Consider the following 16,152-nt stretch of genomic DNA (forward strand, 5'->3'; position numbering starts at 1 on the left):
GGTGGGGTGCGTGGGCGGGTGCGGGTGGGAGGTGGCTGGTCGCGCAGTTCCCCGCGCCCCTTACGGGCGCGGGTGCTCGCGCCTGTGCGGCGGAGCCGTAGATCCGGCACAGCCCCGCGCCCCTTACCGGCGCACATGCCCAGCGCCCGACCCGGCGGTAGCCGCAGATTCAGCGCAGCCCCGCGTCCCTTACCGGCGCCCCCTTGTCACGCCCCCCCCCCGCAGCTCGCGCCCCCCCTACCCCACCGCCTCCCGGAACAGCTCCAGGTCGAATGCCTTTGCGATTGCCTCGTTGCCGGCGTCGTTGGGGTGGATGTGGTCGCCGGAGTCGTAGGTCGGGTGCAGGTGGGTCGGGGTGGAGGGGTCGCGGAGGGCTGCGTCGGTGTCGACCACCGCGTCGAACTCGCCGCTGCCGCGGATCCACCCGTTGACCTCCTGGCGCATCCGCTCGCTCTCCTCCCCGTACACGAACGTGCCGCCGAACGGCGTCACCGTGCAGCCGATGACGCTCAGGCCGTGCAGCTGTGCGCGGGCGATCAGCATGCGGTGACCGGCGATGACGTCCTGGGCCGTCGCCCGCTCGCTCGCCGGCATGCCGGGGATGAAGCCGAAGCCGATGTCGTTGCCGCCCTCCGCCAGTACCACCCAGCGCACGCCGGGCCGGGCCAGTACGTCGCGGTCGAAGCGGGCCAGCGCGCTCGCACCGAGGCCGTCGGTCTCGCGCAGGACGCGGTTGCCCGCGATGCCCGCGTTGACCACCGCGCGCGGCGGCAGGTCCGGCCGGGCGGCCAGCCGGCGGGCCAGCACCGAGGGCCACGGCCGGTCCGCGCCGGGCGTGGTGCCGGCGCCGTCGGCGAGGGAGTCGCCGAGGACGACGACGGTCGCGGCGCCGGGCGACGCGAGTACGTCGATGCCGGCGAGCCACAGATAGGACGCGAACCCGGTGGCGGCCCGCAGGTCCTGCGCGTCGGTCTGGTCGCCGGGGGCGAGCCAGGCCGGGCGCAGCCCGAGGTCGTGCGTCGTGGGGGTGACGTCCTGGTCGGGGACGTGGAGGGAGACGGCCAGGTCGGTCCCCGCCGGGACGTCGTACGCGACGGGGTCGCTGTGCAGCTGCGCGCCGGTCGGCAGGACGACCTCCTCGCGTCCGCCGAAGGTGAGCGTCCGGGTGCTGCCGGCGCGGATCGCCGCGCCGCCGTCGTACCGTGCGATGCGTGCGGCGGCGATGCGTACCGGCGCGTGACCGAAGGAGTTCGACAGCGCGATGCGTACGGCGGTGCCGCCGGCGGTGGCGCGTGCCACCATGCGGACGGTCGCCGCGCCGACCTTCGCCGGCGCGGCCGGGGCTTCCTCGGCCGTCGCCTCGTCGACCGCCGCCTCCTCGGGCGGCTCGTCCGGCAGCTGTGGCCCTCCCCCGGGCTCGGCGGGTCGCGCCAGTTGCTGCGCCGTGCCCCAGGTGGCGATCCAGTGGTCCATGTGCCTGTCCCTGCTGTTGTCGTCGTCGCTGTCGTCGTCGCTGTCGTCGTCGCTGTCGTCGTCGCTGATGTCGTCGATCTCGTCGATGCCGTCGATCTCGTCGATGCCGTCGCTGAGGTCGTCGCTCTTGCCGCTGCGCTCCGCCATGACCTCAACCCTCCCGTACGGCAAGGGAGTTCAGAACCAGCGACCCAGCGCCTCCTCGAGCGACGCCTCCGACGCGTCCGTCCACGCGACGCAGCCGTCGGGGCGCACGAGCAGCGACGGGCCCTCCTTGGTGTGCGCGTGGTGCACGCCGCGCGGCAGCGGGCGTACCGAGGGCGAGACGAGCAGGCCGCCGCCCTCCTCCATCAGCACGTAGAGGTACTCCACCGTGCCGTCGGCGAGGGTGAGGAGCCGGTCGGCCGCGAGGGTGCCGACGAGCGGGTCGTCGTCGCCGAGGTCGTAGCGGATACCGACGCCCGACAGCATCTCGCCGACGAGGCGGTTGCCCTCGGGGACCCTGATGAGGTCGGCGACGATGGTGCGGAGCGCGTCGGTGAGCGGGTCGGGGCGGACGAGCGCGACCTGCGCGCGGGTGTTCTCCAGGACGCGTGCCCCGACGGGGTGGCGCTCGGCGGTGTAGGAGTCGAGCAGCTCCTCGCGGCCCCCGACCGCCGCGGCCAGCTTCCAGCCGAGGTTGGCCGCGTCGACGATGCCGAGGTTCAGCCCCTGGCCGCCGAAGGGCGAGTGGACGTGCGCGGCGTCACCGGCGAGGAGGACGCGGCCGTCGCGGTAGGTGGCCGCCTGGCGCGCGTGGTCGGTCCAGCGGGTCGCCTTCTCCATCGACAGGACGCGGACGTCCGTGCCGCTGACCCGCTGGATCGCCGCCTCGACCTCGTCCTTGGTGAGGGGCGCGTCGCGGTCGGCCGGCGGGCCGTCGAACTCCGCCGTGAAGACGCGTCCCGGGATGGAGGTGATCAGTCCGCGCGGCGTGCGCTGCCAGCCCGGCGTGAGCTTCTCGGGCGCGTCCAGCTCGACGGCGGCCTGGTAGCCGGTGAGCGTCGGGTCGGTGCCGGGGAACGCGAAGCCGGCGAGCTTGCGGACGGTGCTGCGGCCGCCGTCGCAGCCGACGACGTACCGTGCGCGCAGCGGGCCGGCGGTCGTCCCGACACGCACGCCCTCGTCGTCCTGCGTGAGGTCCTCCACGGCGACGCCGCGGCGGATCTCGATGCCGAGTTCGACCGCGCGGGCGGTCAGGATCCGTTCGAGCGCGTCCTGCGGCACCATGCGGCTGTGCCGGTCCGGGTCGCGCTGGAGGTCCTGGTCGATCACGAACAGCGCGGAGAAGTGGCCGCCCGGCTTCCGCGCCTTCCCGGGGCGGGCGCGCGCCGCCTTGGCCATCGGCAGCGTCACCTCGGCCTTGTCGAGCGCGGGCCCGAGGCCGCGCCGCTCCAGCGCCTCGGCCGCGACCGCGCCGATCGCGGCCGCCTTGATGCCGAGGTCGGGCTCGGCGAGCCGCTCCAGTACGACCGGGCGCACACCGGCGGTCCGCAGCTCGGTCGCGAGAAAGAGCCCGACCGGCCCGGCGCCCACGACGACGACGTCGTACGTGCCGTCGAACGTGCCGTCATGCGCGTCCCCGTGCGCCGCCTCCCGCACGGGTGGCTGCTCCCGCATGCCCTGCTGCTCGTGCCTGCCGTGCGCTGCCGCGGAATCGCTCATGGTCCTCGTGTCTCCGTCCTGGTTTCCCGTGCCGGGGCCGTACGGGCCCCGCCCTCGGCACCCACGGTGCCGGGGCTCCCTGGCACCGCCCGCACACGGGGCTGTCATGCACTGAGACGGTTGGTGGCACGTGCCGTCTCAGTGGCCGCACGGGCAGCTTGCGGCTCCCCCGCCACCGGGCACAGGGACACGGGGACAGAATCGGGGGCACCGGGCCCTGTCTGACGATTCCCGCCCGCTCGCCCCGTCCGGCCCGTCCGACGCGAGCGGGCCGCCTCCCCGGCCCGGGCCGGCAGCGCCTCCCCCGCCACCGTGAGCAGCGCGACGGTGGGGCTGAAGGGGGGCGCGGGAGGGGCGGTGTGACCATGGCGGCAGGCTGTCGGCGCCCGGCGTACCCTGTACGCCGACGACGCCCGCGCCACCGGTCGGGCCACCGGTCGGGTGAGCGGCGGTCCACGGCCCAGTGCGGGGCACCGAACCGGGAAGGACCGGCACAGTGATCATCTTCGGCACCAGGGGATACCTGTACCAGCTCGCGATACTGACGCTGGTGTGCGGGCGGTGCGGCAACCCCGCCGCGCACACGCTCAGGAAGCGCGTCACGAAGTTCACGCTGTTCTTCGTCCCGTTGTTCCCCGTGTCGGTGAAGTACGCGACGCAGTGCACGTTCTGCGGTGCCGAGCAGAAGATCATCAAGGAGCAGGCCGACCAGCTCCTGGCCCACGCCGCCGCCGGCCAGGCCGCCGCCCAGCAGCCGCAGCAGTCCCCGCAGCAGGCGCAGCCGCCGTACCAGCCCTGAGCGCGGCCGGCGGCCGGGCGGACCCGGGCGCCGCGAGCGCCAGCGAGGCCGTCACGGCGAGCGAGGCCGCCGCCATCGCCGTCATCGCCGTGGCGGGGGACGTCAGTTGGGCGAGCGTGCCGGCCGCCGAGGCGCTGACGCCCTGCATCGTCAGCATGCCCGCCGAGTGCAGGCCGAGGGCGTGGCCGGTGAGGGCGCCCGGGGTGAGGGACATCAGACGTTCCTGCTGGAGCAGGCTCGCGCCGAAGCCGACCGAGGCCAGCGCCGCGCACGCCGCCGCGACCGGCACCGCCGGGTGCAGCGCGAACAGCAGGTAGGGGGCGGCCAGGAGGAGCAGCAGCGGTGTGACGAGACGGGCGCGGGCGGCCGGAGGCAGAAAGCGGCCCGTGACGACGTCCCCGGCGAACATGCCGCACGCCCCGCACGCGAACAGCAGACCCGCGCGGTCCGGCGCGTACGACACGTACAGCGACTCGCAGCCGACGATCAGCCCGTTGGGGACCCACAGCCCCATGTAGACGAGCCGGCGCGGGCGGTCGGCGAGCAGCGTGACGTTGGTGCGCCAGGTGCGGGCGAGCGACGGGCGGCCCGTCGCCCTCGGTTCCCGGCGGGACAGTCCCGTACGGGTGAGCAGCGCGCTCGCCGCGTACAGCGCCGCCGAGGTCAGCAACGTCGTACGGGGTGACAGCACCGTCACCAGGACGCCGCCCGTGGCGAAGCCCGTGATCTGGGTGAGGCCGCTCATCATGTTGAACGTCGAACGCCCCAGCAGATAGCCGCCCTTGACGACGTCCGCGGCGGAATCCTTGGCAGTCTCCGCGGCGGACTCCTCGGCGGACGACTCGGCGACGCCCGCGGAGAGGATCTCGTTCAGCAGGCCCCAGCGGACGCCGCCGGCCAGGGACTGGACCAAACCCTGGACGAGGAGCAGCGCGAAGAGGGCTCCCAGCGGCAGGCCCGGCGCCGCCATCGACGCCGTGGCGAGCGCGAAGCACAGCGAGACGCCGGTGAGCGCGGTGCGCGGCGGCAGCCGGTCCGCGCCGGACAGCAGCGTCGACGCGCCCACCACCTGGGCGAGTTGAGGGCCGAACATGCTCACCGCGGAGAGCAGGGGCGAGGCGGTCGCGCGGTACACCAGCGTGCCGAGCGCCAGGCCGCCGATCGTGGACGCGGCCGTCTGGAGGGCGGTGGAGAGGAAGAGGGGCGTGAACTCCCGGGTGCGGAAGAGGGCGGAGTAGCCCGCGGAGTGGCTGCGCATGTCCGGAAGTGTGGGGAGGGGGGCGGTGAGGTGGTTATTGTTTCGCCGTTCCGCGAAACGTCAGGGGGAAGGGGGCGGCTGCCGTGGGCTGGTGGGAGGTGAACGCCGACACGCTCGCCGGGAGCCGGTTCATCGTCTCGCCGCTCGCCGAGACCTTCGCCGCGCTGCGGCTGCTGCACACCGGGCAGGCCCGGCACCCGGGCGAACGGGCCTGGCTGGACGCCCGGCTGCCCGCCCACCGGCGGCGGCTGGCGGCCGACCCGGTCACCGCGCTGCTCGTCCGCGCCGGGCTGGGGCCGGACTGGATCGCCGACTTCCTCACGCCCACGCCCCGGGGCGGCGAGACCTTCGAGCAGGAGGTCGCACGGGTGCGGGAGGCCCGCCCCGACGCCGCCCGCGCCCACCTCCGGCGCGCACTGCGCGGCGCCCCGCTCCCCGCCGCCCTCGACCGCGACGATCTGCCCGCCCGCGCCGCCGCCCTGCTCACCGCCGTGTGGACCGAGGCCGTACGGCCCGACTGGGACCGGCGGCGCCGCGTGCTGGAGGCCGACGTCGCCACCCGTACGGAGCAGGTCGGCCGGGGCGGCTGGGCGGCGGCGCTGGACGGGCTGGGGCCGGGCAAGCGGTGGCTCGGCGGGAACCGGCTCCAGGTCAACACGCACGCGTATCCGCCGCAGGAGATCGCGGGGGCCCGGCTCGCCTTCGTTCCGGTCACGCCGCAGCGGATCGGGTGGGTGTCCTGGGAGGAGCCGGAGCGGTACGCCGTCGTCTACCCGTGCGCCGGGGCGCTGGCCGATCCCGGCGGGGCCGTCGTGCCCGAGGGGCTCGGCGCGCTGCTCGGGACCGCGCGGGCGCGGGTGCTCGTCCTGCTCGACTCCCCGCACAGCACGAGCCGGCTGGTCGCGCTGACGGGGCAGGGGCTCGGCTCCGTCGGCCGGCATCTGCGGGTGCTGCGGGATGCGCGGCTGGTGGAGCGGCGGCGGGTGGGCAGGTCGGTGCTGTACGGGCGGACGGGGGCGGGGGAGGCGCTGGTCGCCGCGCAGCGAGCGGGGGACGCGTAGGGGGCGGGGGGCGCGTACGGGGTAGGGGGCGCGTGGAGGGCGGGGGGGCGCGTGGAGGGCGGGGGGCGCGTGGAGAGTTAGCATCCGGGCATGACGACCGTAGAGAATTCCGGGTCCCCCACGTCCTCCGTCCTCGATGTCGAGATCGGTGCGCTGCAAGGCGGCTCCGCCGATCTGGCGCAGTACGCCGGCCGGGCCGTCCTCGTCGTGAACGTCGCCTCCAAGTGCGGGCTGACGCCGCAGTACGAGGGGCTCGAGCGGTTGCAGGAGCGGTATGCCTCGCGGGGGTTCACCGTGCTGGGGGTGCCCTGCAACCAGTTCCTCGGGCAGGAGCCGGGGAGTGCCGAGGAGATCGCGGAGTTCTGCTCGGCGACGTACGGGGTGACCTTTCCGATGACCGAGAAGGTCGAGGTGAACGGGGAGGGGCGGCATCCCCTGTATGCGCGGCTGGTGGATGTCGCCGACGCGGAGGGGCACACCGGGGACGTGCGGTGGAACTTCGAGAAGTTCCTGGTGGGGAGGGACGGGGCGGTCGTGGGGCGGTTCGCTCCGCAGGTCGAGCCGGAGTCGGCGGAGGTGGTGGCCGCGGTGGAGGGGGCGCTGGGGTGAGTTCTTCGCCCCCGCCGCACACCGACACAGCCCCGCGCCCCTGAAAGCCGAGAGCCCTCAGCGCAGCTCCTCCGGGCACGGTGTGCCCCGGGGGAGTTGGTACGGGGCGCCCAGGCGGTAGACGCCCGGCTTCGGGGCCAGGAGTTCGGTCCATTTGTCGCCGGAGGCGTCTTCCGGTGTTTCCAGCAGGCAGCCGTTGACGTTGTCGAACGACTTGGGCTCGCCCTCCGCGCGGTGCTTGGACGCCTCCGTCTCCTGGGGCGGCTTGACGCCCTTGCCGTCCGCGTCGACCAGGCCCAGCCACGGCGAGTACGGGATGCGGATGAGGACCCGGCCCGCCTTGTTGACCTCGATCGTCAGCTCGCCCTGGTCCGCGCGGTCCACCACGGCCGGCGGGTCGGCGAGCGGCATCGGGTCGGTCACGGCGAACAGCTGCCAGTTGGTGTCGCCCCACACCTGCTTCAGATACGGCATCCCGCGCTGCACCAGCTGCCGCTCCCGCTCGCCGCCGTCGCCGTCCGGCTCGTCCTTGGGCAGGACGACGTAGTGGACGGCCCAGCGGCGCAGCCACTCGTGGTAGTTGGCCGAGTTGAGCGTGTCGTCGTAGAAGAGCGGGTTGCGCTCCATGTCGGCCTGGCGGTTCCAGCCGCGCGCGAGGTTGACGTAGGGGGCCAGCGCGGACGCCTCGCGGTGCGAGCGGGCCGGGACGACCTCGACGCGGCCCTTGTCGGCGTCGACCGTCTGGAGCTGGTTGACCAGCGGCGCCAGCTCGCGCGCCCAGGACGCCGCGGGGGTGGTGTGGACGATGTCGTCGACCGACTTGAACCCGATCCACGTCGCGAAGCCCACGCTGGCGATGACGATGGCGTACCACTTGCGGCTGCGCGGCACGGTGAACGGCAGCGCGGCCAGCAGCACGGCGCCGCCGAACAGCATCGCGAGCCGTGTGATGTTCGAGCCGATCTGCGAGTTGATCAGCCAGACGAGGACGACCGAGACGCCGTACACCGCCGCCGTGATCCGTACCGTCTTCCACTTCTTCGGCACCAGTGCGTAGACCAGTGCCGCGTACACGAACGGCAGGATCACCGAGCCGATCGACATCGGCTGGGTGCCGGAGAAGGGGAACAGCCACGCCGACAGCGCCACCACCAGGCTCGGCGCGAGACCCAGCGCCCAGGCGCCCGGCCGGCGCTTCTGGAGGAACAGCGCGACCGCCACCAGGCCGACGAACAGCCCGGCCACCGGTGAGCCCATGGTCGCGAGCGCGGCGAGCGGTGCCGCGCACAGCGCCTTCGCCCACCGCTTGTAGCGCCAGCGGTGGGGCCAGCAGAACACCACGGCGGTCGCGCCGAGCCCGAACATCATGCCGAGGCCGAAGGTCACCCGGCCCGAGGCCGCGTTGCACAGCAGCGCGAAGACGCCCGCGAGCGCGGGGCCCAGGGGGTCGCGGACCGCGCGGCTGCGGATCAGGATCATGGTCAGCAGCCCGGCGGAGAGCGTCCCCGCGATCATCATCGTCGTACGGACGCCGAGCACGGACATCAGATACGGCGAGACGACGCTGTACGACACCGGGTGCATGCCGCCGTACCAGGCGAGGTTGTACGCCGAGTCGGGGTGCCGGCCGACGAACTCGGCCCACGCGTCCTGCGCGGCGAGGTCGCCGCCACTGTTCGCGAACGTGAAGAACCAGACGAGGTGCAGCACCCCGGAGAGCACCGTGACCGCCAGCACGGGGCGCCTGCGGAAGACCCGGACGAGGGGCGCGAAGGCGACGGCGAAGCGACCGCCGCGCCGGTCCTCGGCCCCGGGGGCCGCCGGTCCGTCGGCGGGCAGCGCTATTCGCGAAGGGGGCCGGCTCCCCGGACGGGAGTCGTCGGCATGTGTCGGCTCCGCTGCGGCCACGTCAAGGCACTCCCCGTGTCCCGTCTTCCTGATGTCCATCGGGCCCCCGCCCGACCGCTCCCCCGGTGTTCCCCGGCCTCTCCCGGTCTCGCGACGCTAGCACGCACCACCCCCGCCGCCTGAACCGGACAGGATCCGGACAGGACCCCGACGGGGCCCGGACAGGACCCGGACAGCGTCCGTGCCGGGCACCGCGCGGCTCGCGCCCTCCACCAGGAGAACGTCTTCCCCGCCCCTGTCCGCACCACACGGCGGTGGCGCGGACAGGGACACGGGAGGTCAGCTCACGCGCGTGAGCTTGTCGGTGAAGCCGGGCTCCTCGAGGTTCCGCTGGAGGCTGACCGGCACCTTGACCGCGCTGCCCGTGCCGTCACCGACCGTGAGCGAGCCCACGGTGGCACCGGTCTTCGCGGTGTGCGGCAGGTCGTCGTCCGCGGCGAACCGCAGCTTCACCGTGAGCCCGGGCCAGCCGACCGCCTTGACGTCCTTGGTGATCACCACGGGCGTACGGCCGCCGAGACCGTCGTCGACGGCTCCGACGACGGTGCCCTTCTTCAGGATCGTCGCCGACTCCAGCGAGTCCTGCGCGGCCCGGATCAGCTTGTCGCTCGCGTCCAGCGCGCCGCTGAGGATGGTGTTGTCCTCGCCGCCCGGGCCCTGGCTCAGCACCGCGCCGACGATCGTGCGGGTCTCGCCGCCGACCTTCTTGACCGCCGCGAAGACCAGGTTGCCGCCCGCGGCCGTGGTGGTGCCGGTCTTGATGCCGACGACGCCGTTGTAGCCGACCAGGCGGTTCCAGTTGCTGTGCTTGTCGCCCTTGTAGTCGGTGTACTGCATCATCGCCGCGATCTGCCGGAAGCTGTCGTTCTTCATCGCCTCCTTGGCCAGCTTGACCTGGTCCTTGGCGGTGCTGACGGTCGTCTTCTCCAGCCCCGAGGGGTCGGTGTACGTCGTGTTCGTCATGCCGAGCTGCTTGGCGGTGGTGTTCATCTTGGCGACGAACGCCTTCTCGGAGCCGGCGTCCCAGCGGGCCACCAGCCGGGCCACGTTGTTGGCCGAGGCGATGAGGAGGGCCTGGAGGGCCTCCTTCTCGGTGATGCTGTCACCGGCGTGCACCTTGACCGTCGACTCGCCGTCGTTGGTCGCCTGGTCCTCGGCCGGCTGGTCCACCTTGATCTTCTCGCCGTCGCCGCCCTTGAGCGGGTGGTCCTTGAGGATCAGGTAGGCCGTCATGACCTTGGTGACACTGGCGATCGGCACCGGCTTCTGCTCGCCGGAGGAGCCGTAGGAGCCGATGCCGAGGACGTCCAGCGCGGCCTGGCCCTCGGACGGCCAGGGCATGTCCGCCGCGCTGCCCTTGAAGGCGTAGGACGACTGGGCGGTGAGGTCGAGGGTGGGCTCGGGGAGCGGACGCAGACTCTGTGCGACCGCGAAGATGATCGCGAGCAGCACGACCAGCGGCGTCCAGATCTTGACCCGCCGCACGAGCGTGCGCACCCGGGTCTCCGGGGGCGGCGGGGTGTTGGTCAGCTCGGCGAGCAGATCCAGCGGCGGCTTCGGGGGAAGCGGCTGCTGGGTGGTGCGCTCGGGCCCGACCCGCGGGAACGCGCCGGTCGGGGCGGGGGGCGGGACGGGGGTGGCGGCGGCCTTGGCGTCCTTGGGGGCGGTGCCCTTGGCGGCCGGCGGAGCCGCTGGGGACTTCGCGTCCTTGGGGGCCGTGAGGTTGTTCTTGGTGTCGGTCCGGCCGGCGGTGGCGGAGGGGGTCGGGCGCGGCTTGCCGGCCTCGGGGTCGTCCAGCGATCTGAGCGGGACGAAGGTACTCGTACGCTCGGCCTCCGACGCGGGCTCGTCGGCCGCGTCGACCGCGTCGGCCGCGTCGACCGCGTCGGCCGCGGGCTCGGCGGAGCCGGGCTTGCCGGCCGTCGCCGGCTTGGCGGTGCCGGAGTCCTTGGGCCTGCGCAGGGTGGTGGTCTTGGTGTCCTTCGGGGGCGCCTTGTCGGCACTGTCGCCACCACCGTCGCCGTCGCCGCGCTTCAGCGTGGTGGTGGGACGGTCCACTGCGGGCCGCGGCGCCTTGAAGACGGCGGTGGCCTGATCGACGGCGGGACGGGGCTCGGGCTCGCTCCCGGGCTTCGACTCGGTCTCGGTCTCGGATTTGGTCTCGGCGTTGGTGTCGGACTTGGACCCGGTGTCCTTGCGGTCGCCGTCGGCGTCGTCGGACGCCTCGGCGGCGTCAGCCGCGTCCGCGTCCGCGTCCGACTCCGCCTCCCCGCGCTCGTCGCGCACGCCGTCCCCGTCGCCCCCGTCGTCCTCCCGGTCCGCGCTCCGCACCCACGACGCCACCGCGGCCTTGCGGTCCTCCTCGTCGGCCCCCGCGGGCTTCCCGGCCCCGCCGGGAGCCTTCGGGCCGCCGGAGGCCCCCTCGGCGCCGTCCGCGCCGTCCGTGCCCTCGGCGCCGTCCTCCGCCTCCGCCCCCGCCCCGGAGGGCCGTACGGCCTCCTTGAGCGCGCGCGTCGAGAAAACAGCCGTCGCCTGGTCGACCCGTACCCGCTCGCGGGCCACCGTCAGCCGGGGGTCCGCCGGTGCCGGGGCCGTCCCGCTCTCCGACGGGCGGGCCGGGCCCGGAACCGCCGACCCACTCCCCGACGTCGGCTCCTTCGACGACTCCTGCTGCTTCGACCTGTCGGGGGACTCGCCCGCCACCGATGCCTCCTCCATCGCGCACACTCACCCGTGCGCCCTGACCCGAACCGTGAACCGCCGCCCGGACACCGCTGTCCGAACCATGTACCAGTGTCCTGTGTGGGGGCTCGCCCCCCGGTGTAGATGGAAACGACATACCTACTGGTTCCACTACGAACCGGTCACGCACCCTCGACAGACCAATGTGAGAGGGGTCACCCTGTCATTCATCCACGCGGGGAGGCATGGATGGGCAGGAGCCGCAGAACACTTCCGGAGGAGCTTCTGTTGCTCGCACTGGACCCGGCCACGGGTACCACTGCGCAGCCGCAGTCGCTCGACCTGGGTCTGGCCGGAGCACAGCTAGTGGAGCTGGCGCTGGCCGGACGGATAGCCCCGGACGGGGATCGTATCGCCGTGGTGGTACCACGGCCGACAGGAGATCCGACTCTGGACTGCGCGTTGGAGTTGCTGCGAAGGCGCGGCGCTCCGGTGCGCGCGGTCCACTGGATCGGCGGGCCCCGGCTGGGGCTGCGTCAGACGTATCTCTCGCACCTGGAGCGGTGCGGCATGGTGCATGCCGTGGCGGGCCAGATGTGCGGGGTGCTGCCGACGACGCGCTACCAGGCGACGGACAACGCGATCAGCCGGGAGATCAGGACCCGGCTGGACTCCGCGATCCGCACCGGCGTACCGCCGGACCCGCGGACCGCGGCGCTCGCCGCGCTGGCCCACGCGGTCGGCCTCGGCAAGCACCTGTACCCGGGCAACGAGGGACGCTCGTCCCGTTCCCGGCTGCGGGACCTGATCCGGCACGACCCGATGGGCGGCCTCGTGGCGCACGCCGTGATGGACGTCCAGAACGGGGCGGCCGGACAGCCCCGCCGGGGCCCGGCGAACGGGCGGCCGGCCGGTGGCCCCGCCGGTCCCGAGCCCGCACGCGGGGTGCCGATGCAGCCGCACCGGGGCTCCAGCCCCATGGCACGCGTCGTGGCGCACTGACAAGCGCCACGCCACCGCCGCACCGCAGTCCCCACGACCCGTTCCGGGAGCCGCAGGCCCGCGCGGGGCGGTGGGGCCGTACGTCCCCGGACGCACCGCGCGTCCGGGGCGCCGTCACGGCACCGCCGCCCCCGCGCGGGCACGTCCGCCCGGCCCCGTACGGCGTCCCGGGCCCCGGGGGCCCCACGGGTTCCCACCCGGGCGTGTGCGGTGCCGAACTGGCGTGTACGTGCCGCATATCCACCGTTTCCCAGCGGTAGTAAGCACCTTGGTGGCAATCTGCTCAACAGCAGATACGCATAGTCAGCCTTGCAGGCAGCCGGAGGTGCACGTCCCGTGGCGTCCAATGTCAATCCCACCGTCCGGCGCCGCCGGCTGGGCCAGGAGCTGCGCCGGCTCCGCGAGTTGAAGGGCATGACGGCCGAGGAAGTGGCCGAGCGGCTGCTGGTCTCGCAGTCGAAGATCAGCCGTCTGGAGAACGGACGGCGCAGCATCAGCCAGCGCGACGTGCGGGATCTGTGCGGGGTGTACGAGGTCGAGGACGTCCGGATCGTCGACTCGCTGATGCAGATGGCCAAGGACTCGCGCCAGCAGGGCTGGTGGCACTCCTTCGGCGACATCCCGTACAGCGTCTACATCGGTCTGGAGACGGACGCGGCCTCGCTGCGCATCTACGACCCCCAGGTCGTCCCCGGGCTGTTGCAGACCCGCCCGTACGCCGAGGCGCTGATCGCGGGCGCGCTGCCCGAGACCGCGCAGGCGGACATCGACAAACGGGTGCAGGTGCGGATGCGCAGGCAGGACCGTATCTCCGCGCCGGAGAACCCGCTGCGTCTGTGGACGGTGCTGGACGAGGCGGCGCTGCACCGGGTGGTCGGCAGCCGGCTGGTGATGCGGGAGCAGCTGGAGCACCTCATCGAGCAGTCCCAGCTGCCGCACGTCACCGTGCAGGTGATCCCGTTCGAGATGGGCGCGCACCCCGGGCTCAACGGGCAGTACGCGATCCTGGAGTTCCCGGACGCGGCCGACTCCAGCGTCGTCTACATCGAGGGCGTCACCAGCGACCTGTATCTGGAGAAGGCCGCGGACGTGCAGAAGTACAGCGTGATGTACGAGCATCTGCGGGCGCAGGCGCTGAACGTGGAGCAGTCCCGCGAGGTCATCTCGCGCCTCGCCAAGGAGTACGCGCGGGAGTACCGGGGCTGAGGCGGGCCGGGGGGCCGACGGGCGCGGGGCGAGGAAAGGCCGGACGGTACACCTTGGGTGGTTCCGGCGTAAGTCCCTCTGGAATATGCCACCCGGTCGAGTGAATGGTCACTCCGCCCGCCGATCGTGACGAGTAGCGTCGATCACGCCAATGGAGCAGCAACGTTGGCGAAAACCGTGCCGTGGGTCCGCGAGGCGGGTCCGCGGCACGGAGACAGCACCTCACGACCGGCCGAACAGCACTAGCGGAGCGAACATGGCAATTCAGCAGGGCGCCACCGAGACCTGGACCAAGTCCTCGTACTCCACGGGAAACGGCGCGTGTGTCGAGGTCAAGTCCCCGGTTCCGGCGGCGATGGCCGTACGGGACTCCAAGGTTCCCCAGGGTCCCGCCCTGGCCTTCCCGGCGGACGCGTGGAACGCCTTCGTGACGGAGGTGGGCCGGCGCACGCCGGACATGGGCTGAGCGCACGTCACCGTAGTCACGACACACGCACCACCCTTTTCACGCACCACCGCTGACGCCCTCTCGACTGGCCGCCGTCCCAGCCGAGGGGGCTTTTCCCTGCCCGACAAACGTCCTTTTCAGGACAACGCCGGTTCCGCGGGCTGTTCCCGTGAGGGAAAATTGTTCATGGATGCGAACTATTTTACTGCGACTTGACCTTCCGCTCGCTTGCCGCCCGCCGGGCCCCGAACCCAGGATGAGCGGGCACTTCACGGCCTTCCGCGGTCTCCAGCGGCTACTTCCGGTTCTGCCGGCCCATGAGGCGAAGTGCCAGCCCGTTGAGCGATGTTCAGAAGACGGACCCTGGAAGGGGGCACATGAACGGTCTCGACTGGGCCGTCCTGGTCGCGTACTTCGGTGTGATGACGGCGATCGGCGTCTGGTCCCACAAGCGCGTGGACAACGTGAGCGACTTCTTCACCGCGGGCGGCCGTATGCCCTGGTGGCTCTCCGGCATCTCCCACCACATGTCCGGCTACAGCGCGGTGATGTTCACCGGCTACGCCGGCATCGCGTACACCTACGGCGTCACCTCGTACGTCACCTGGGCGCTGCCCATCGCGATCGGTGTGCTGGTCGGGGCCCGGCTGTTCGCGCCCCGGCTGAACCGGCTGCGCTCCCGGCTGCACGTGGCCTCGCCGCTCGAGTACCTCAAGGACCGCTACAACGTGCCGACGCAGCAGGCGCTGGCCTGGTCCGGCATCCTGCTGAAGATCGTGGACGTGGGCGCCAAGTGGGCCGCGATCGCGACCCTGTTGAGCGTCTTCACCGGGGTCACCCTCACCCAGGGCATCATCATCACCGGCGGCATCACGGCGGTGTACTGCACGATCGGCGGGCTGTGGGCGGACGCGCTGACCGAGCTCGGGCAGTTCGTCATCCAGGTGCTGGCGGGCCTCGCCATGCTGGTGATCGCGCTGCACGAGATCTCGAAGCAGGGCGGTCTGGGCGACGCGCTGGATTCGCCGAAGCTGCACGGGCACGGCAACGGCTTCGCCGGGCCGTACCTCACCGTCTTCTTCATCGCGTACCTGTTCATCAAGCTGTTCGAGTACAACGGCGGCATGTGGAACCAGGCGCAGCGCTACATGGCCACGGGCGATGCGCGGATGGCGCGGAAGTCGGCGTATCTGTCAGCCACGCTGTGGTTCGTGTGGCCGGTGATCCTGTTCACGCCGATGTGGCTGTCGCCGCTGCTGGTGACCGCGCAGAAGCCGGACGGCTCCGACTCCTACGGGCTGATGGCCGAACAGCTGCTGCCGCACGGGCTGCTGGGTCTGGTGGTCGTCGGGTTCTTCTCGCACACCATGGCGATGTGCTCCTCCGACGCGAACGCGATCGCGGCGGTGTTCACCCGGGACGTGATGCCGGTGCTGTCGCGGGCGGCGCGGGCATGGGACTCGCGGGCCGGGCTGATCGCCGGGCGCATGACGACGCTGGCGTTCCTCGGGCTGTCCATGGCGGTGGCGACGCAGGTCAACTCGCCGACGTTCAAGGACATCATCACGGTCGTCATCAAGTGGGTGGCCGGCCTGATGGGCCCGATCGCGATCCCGTTCATCCTCGGCCTGCTGCGGCCGCTGCGCCGCTCCGGCCCGACGGCGGCCCTGACGAGCTGGGCGGCGGGACTGCTGGCGTTCTTCCTCGTCAACTACGACCTGGACTTCTCGCAGCGTACGGACGTGCGCCTCGAGTACCAGGTGGCGGTGCCGATGGTGATCTCCCTGGTGCTGTACGTGGGACTCGGCTTCCTGAAGGCGGAGGACACCCCGGAGCGGGTGGCGGTCATCGACATCCTGAACACGGACGACGACGGCGCGCATGCCGCGGTGCCGGCCCCGGCCGAGCCGGCGGGCCCACCGGAGGGCAAGCCGACCCTCGACTCGACGGTGCGGGACTGAGGGGGCGGCGACACGTCCGCCTTGCCCCGCGGCCGTCAACC

The 16,152-nt window shown here is 72.7% G+C and carries 12 protein-coding genes; 7 read left to right on the forward strand and 5 right to left on the reverse strand.

Annotation, left to right across the window (positions count from 1 at the left end; translation table 11 throughout):
• Positions 1-237: 237 nt before the first annotated feature.
• Together IO29_RS17075 and IO29_RS17080 are read right to left on the reverse strand one after the other, a co-directional pair.
• A complete protein-coding gene (locus IO29_RS17075; RefSeq protein ID WP_051708044.1) occupies positions 238-1,620 on the reverse strand; it encodes an SGNH/GDSL hydrolase family protein in 1,383 nt (460 codons plus the stop codon).
• Between the two features lie 30 nt (positions 1,621-1,650).
• Entirely contained in the window at positions 1,651-3,177 is a 1,527-nt protein-coding gene (locus tag IO29_RS17080) for an FAD-dependent monooxygenase (protein WP_234307713.1), read from the reverse strand.
• 496 nt (positions 3,178-3,673) lie between these two features.
• On the opposite strand from IO29_RS17080, the gene IO29_RS17085 reads away from it, so the two are divergent.
• The gene (locus IO29_RS17085; RefSeq protein WP_030383465.1) at positions 3,674-3,976 is read left to right on the forward strand and encodes a zinc-ribbon domain-containing protein; all 303 of its coding nucleotides are present in this window, start codon (positions 3,674-3,676) and stop codon (positions 3,974-3,976) included.
• Here the strand turns inward: IO29_RS17085 and IO29_RS17090 are convergent.
• Positions 3,870-5,234: an MFS transporter gene (locus tag IO29_RS17090; protein ID WP_078618597.1), complete on the reverse strand. Its 1,365-nt coding sequence runs from the start codon at positions 5,232-5,234 to the stop codon at positions 3,870-3,872. The genes IO29_RS17085 and IO29_RS17090 overlap by 107 nt on opposite strands.
• Positions 5,235-5,317: 83 nt before the next feature.
• Here IO29_RS17090 and IO29_RS17095 point away from each other — a divergent pair, with 83 nt between their 5' ends.
• Both IO29_RS17095 and IO29_RS17100 read left to right on the forward strand, forming a co-directional pair.
• A complete protein-coding gene (locus IO29_RS17095; protein WP_030383467.1) occupies positions 5,318-6,295 on the forward strand; it encodes a winged helix-turn-helix domain-containing protein in 978 nt (325 codons plus the stop codon).
• Positions 6,296-6,385: 90 nt separating this feature from the next.
• Positions 6,386-6,904 (forward strand): glutathione peroxidase, encoded by a 519-nt coding sequence (locus IO29_RS17100; RefSeq protein ID WP_030380406.1) that lies wholly within the window; start codon positions 6,386-6,388, stop codon positions 6,902-6,904.
• Between the two features lie 57 nt (positions 6,905-6,961).
• Here the strand turns inward: IO29_RS17100 and IO29_RS17105 are convergent, their stop codons facing one another.
• Together IO29_RS17105 and IO29_RS17110 are read right to left on the reverse strand one after the other, a co-directional pair.
• Positions 6,962-8,812: an MFS transporter gene (locus IO29_RS17105; RefSeq protein WP_030380405.1), complete on the reverse strand. Its 1,851-nt coding sequence runs from the start codon at positions 8,810-8,812 to the stop codon at positions 6,962-6,964.
• A 279-nt stretch (positions 8,813-9,091) separates the two neighbouring features.
• On the reverse strand, positions 9,092-11,515 hold the full coding sequence (locus IO29_RS17110) for a D-alanyl-D-alanine carboxypeptidase family protein (protein ID WP_030380404.1): 2,424 nt from the start codon (positions 11,513-11,515) through the stop codon (positions 9,092-9,094).
• A gap of 228 nt (positions 11,516-11,743) precedes the next feature.
• Between IO29_RS17110 and IO29_RS17115 the strand changes: the two genes are divergently transcribed.
• From IO29_RS17115 to IO29_RS17130, 4 genes are all read left to right on the forward strand, one after another.
• On the forward strand, positions 11,744-12,496 hold the full coding sequence (locus IO29_RS17115) for a GOLPH3/VPS74 family protein (protein WP_030380403.1): 753 nt from the start codon (positions 11,744-11,746) through the stop codon (positions 12,494-12,496).
• Between the two features lie 336 nt (positions 12,497-12,832).
• Entirely contained in the window at positions 12,833-13,702 is an 870-nt protein-coding gene (locus tag IO29_RS17120) for a helix-turn-helix domain-containing protein (protein ID WP_030380402.1), read from the forward strand.
• Positions 13,703-13,958: 256 nt separating this feature from the next.
• The gene (locus tag IO29_RS17125) at positions 13,959-14,168 is read left to right on the forward strand and encodes a DUF397 domain-containing protein (RefSeq protein ID WP_030380401.1); all 210 of its coding nucleotides are present in this window, start codon (positions 13,959-13,961) and stop codon (positions 14,166-14,168) included.
• Between the two features lie 359 nt (positions 14,169-14,527).
• A complete protein-coding gene (locus IO29_RS17130; RefSeq protein ID WP_051707788.1) occupies positions 14,528-16,111 on the forward strand; it encodes a sodium:solute symporter family protein in 1,584 nt (527 codons plus the stop codon).
• Positions 16,112-16,152 lie beyond the last annotated feature (41 nt).

This window comes from Streptomyces sp. NRRL F-6676 (assembly GCF_000725625.1).
GTDB lineage: Bacteria > Actinomycetota > Actinomycetes > Streptomycetales > Streptomycetaceae > Streptomyces.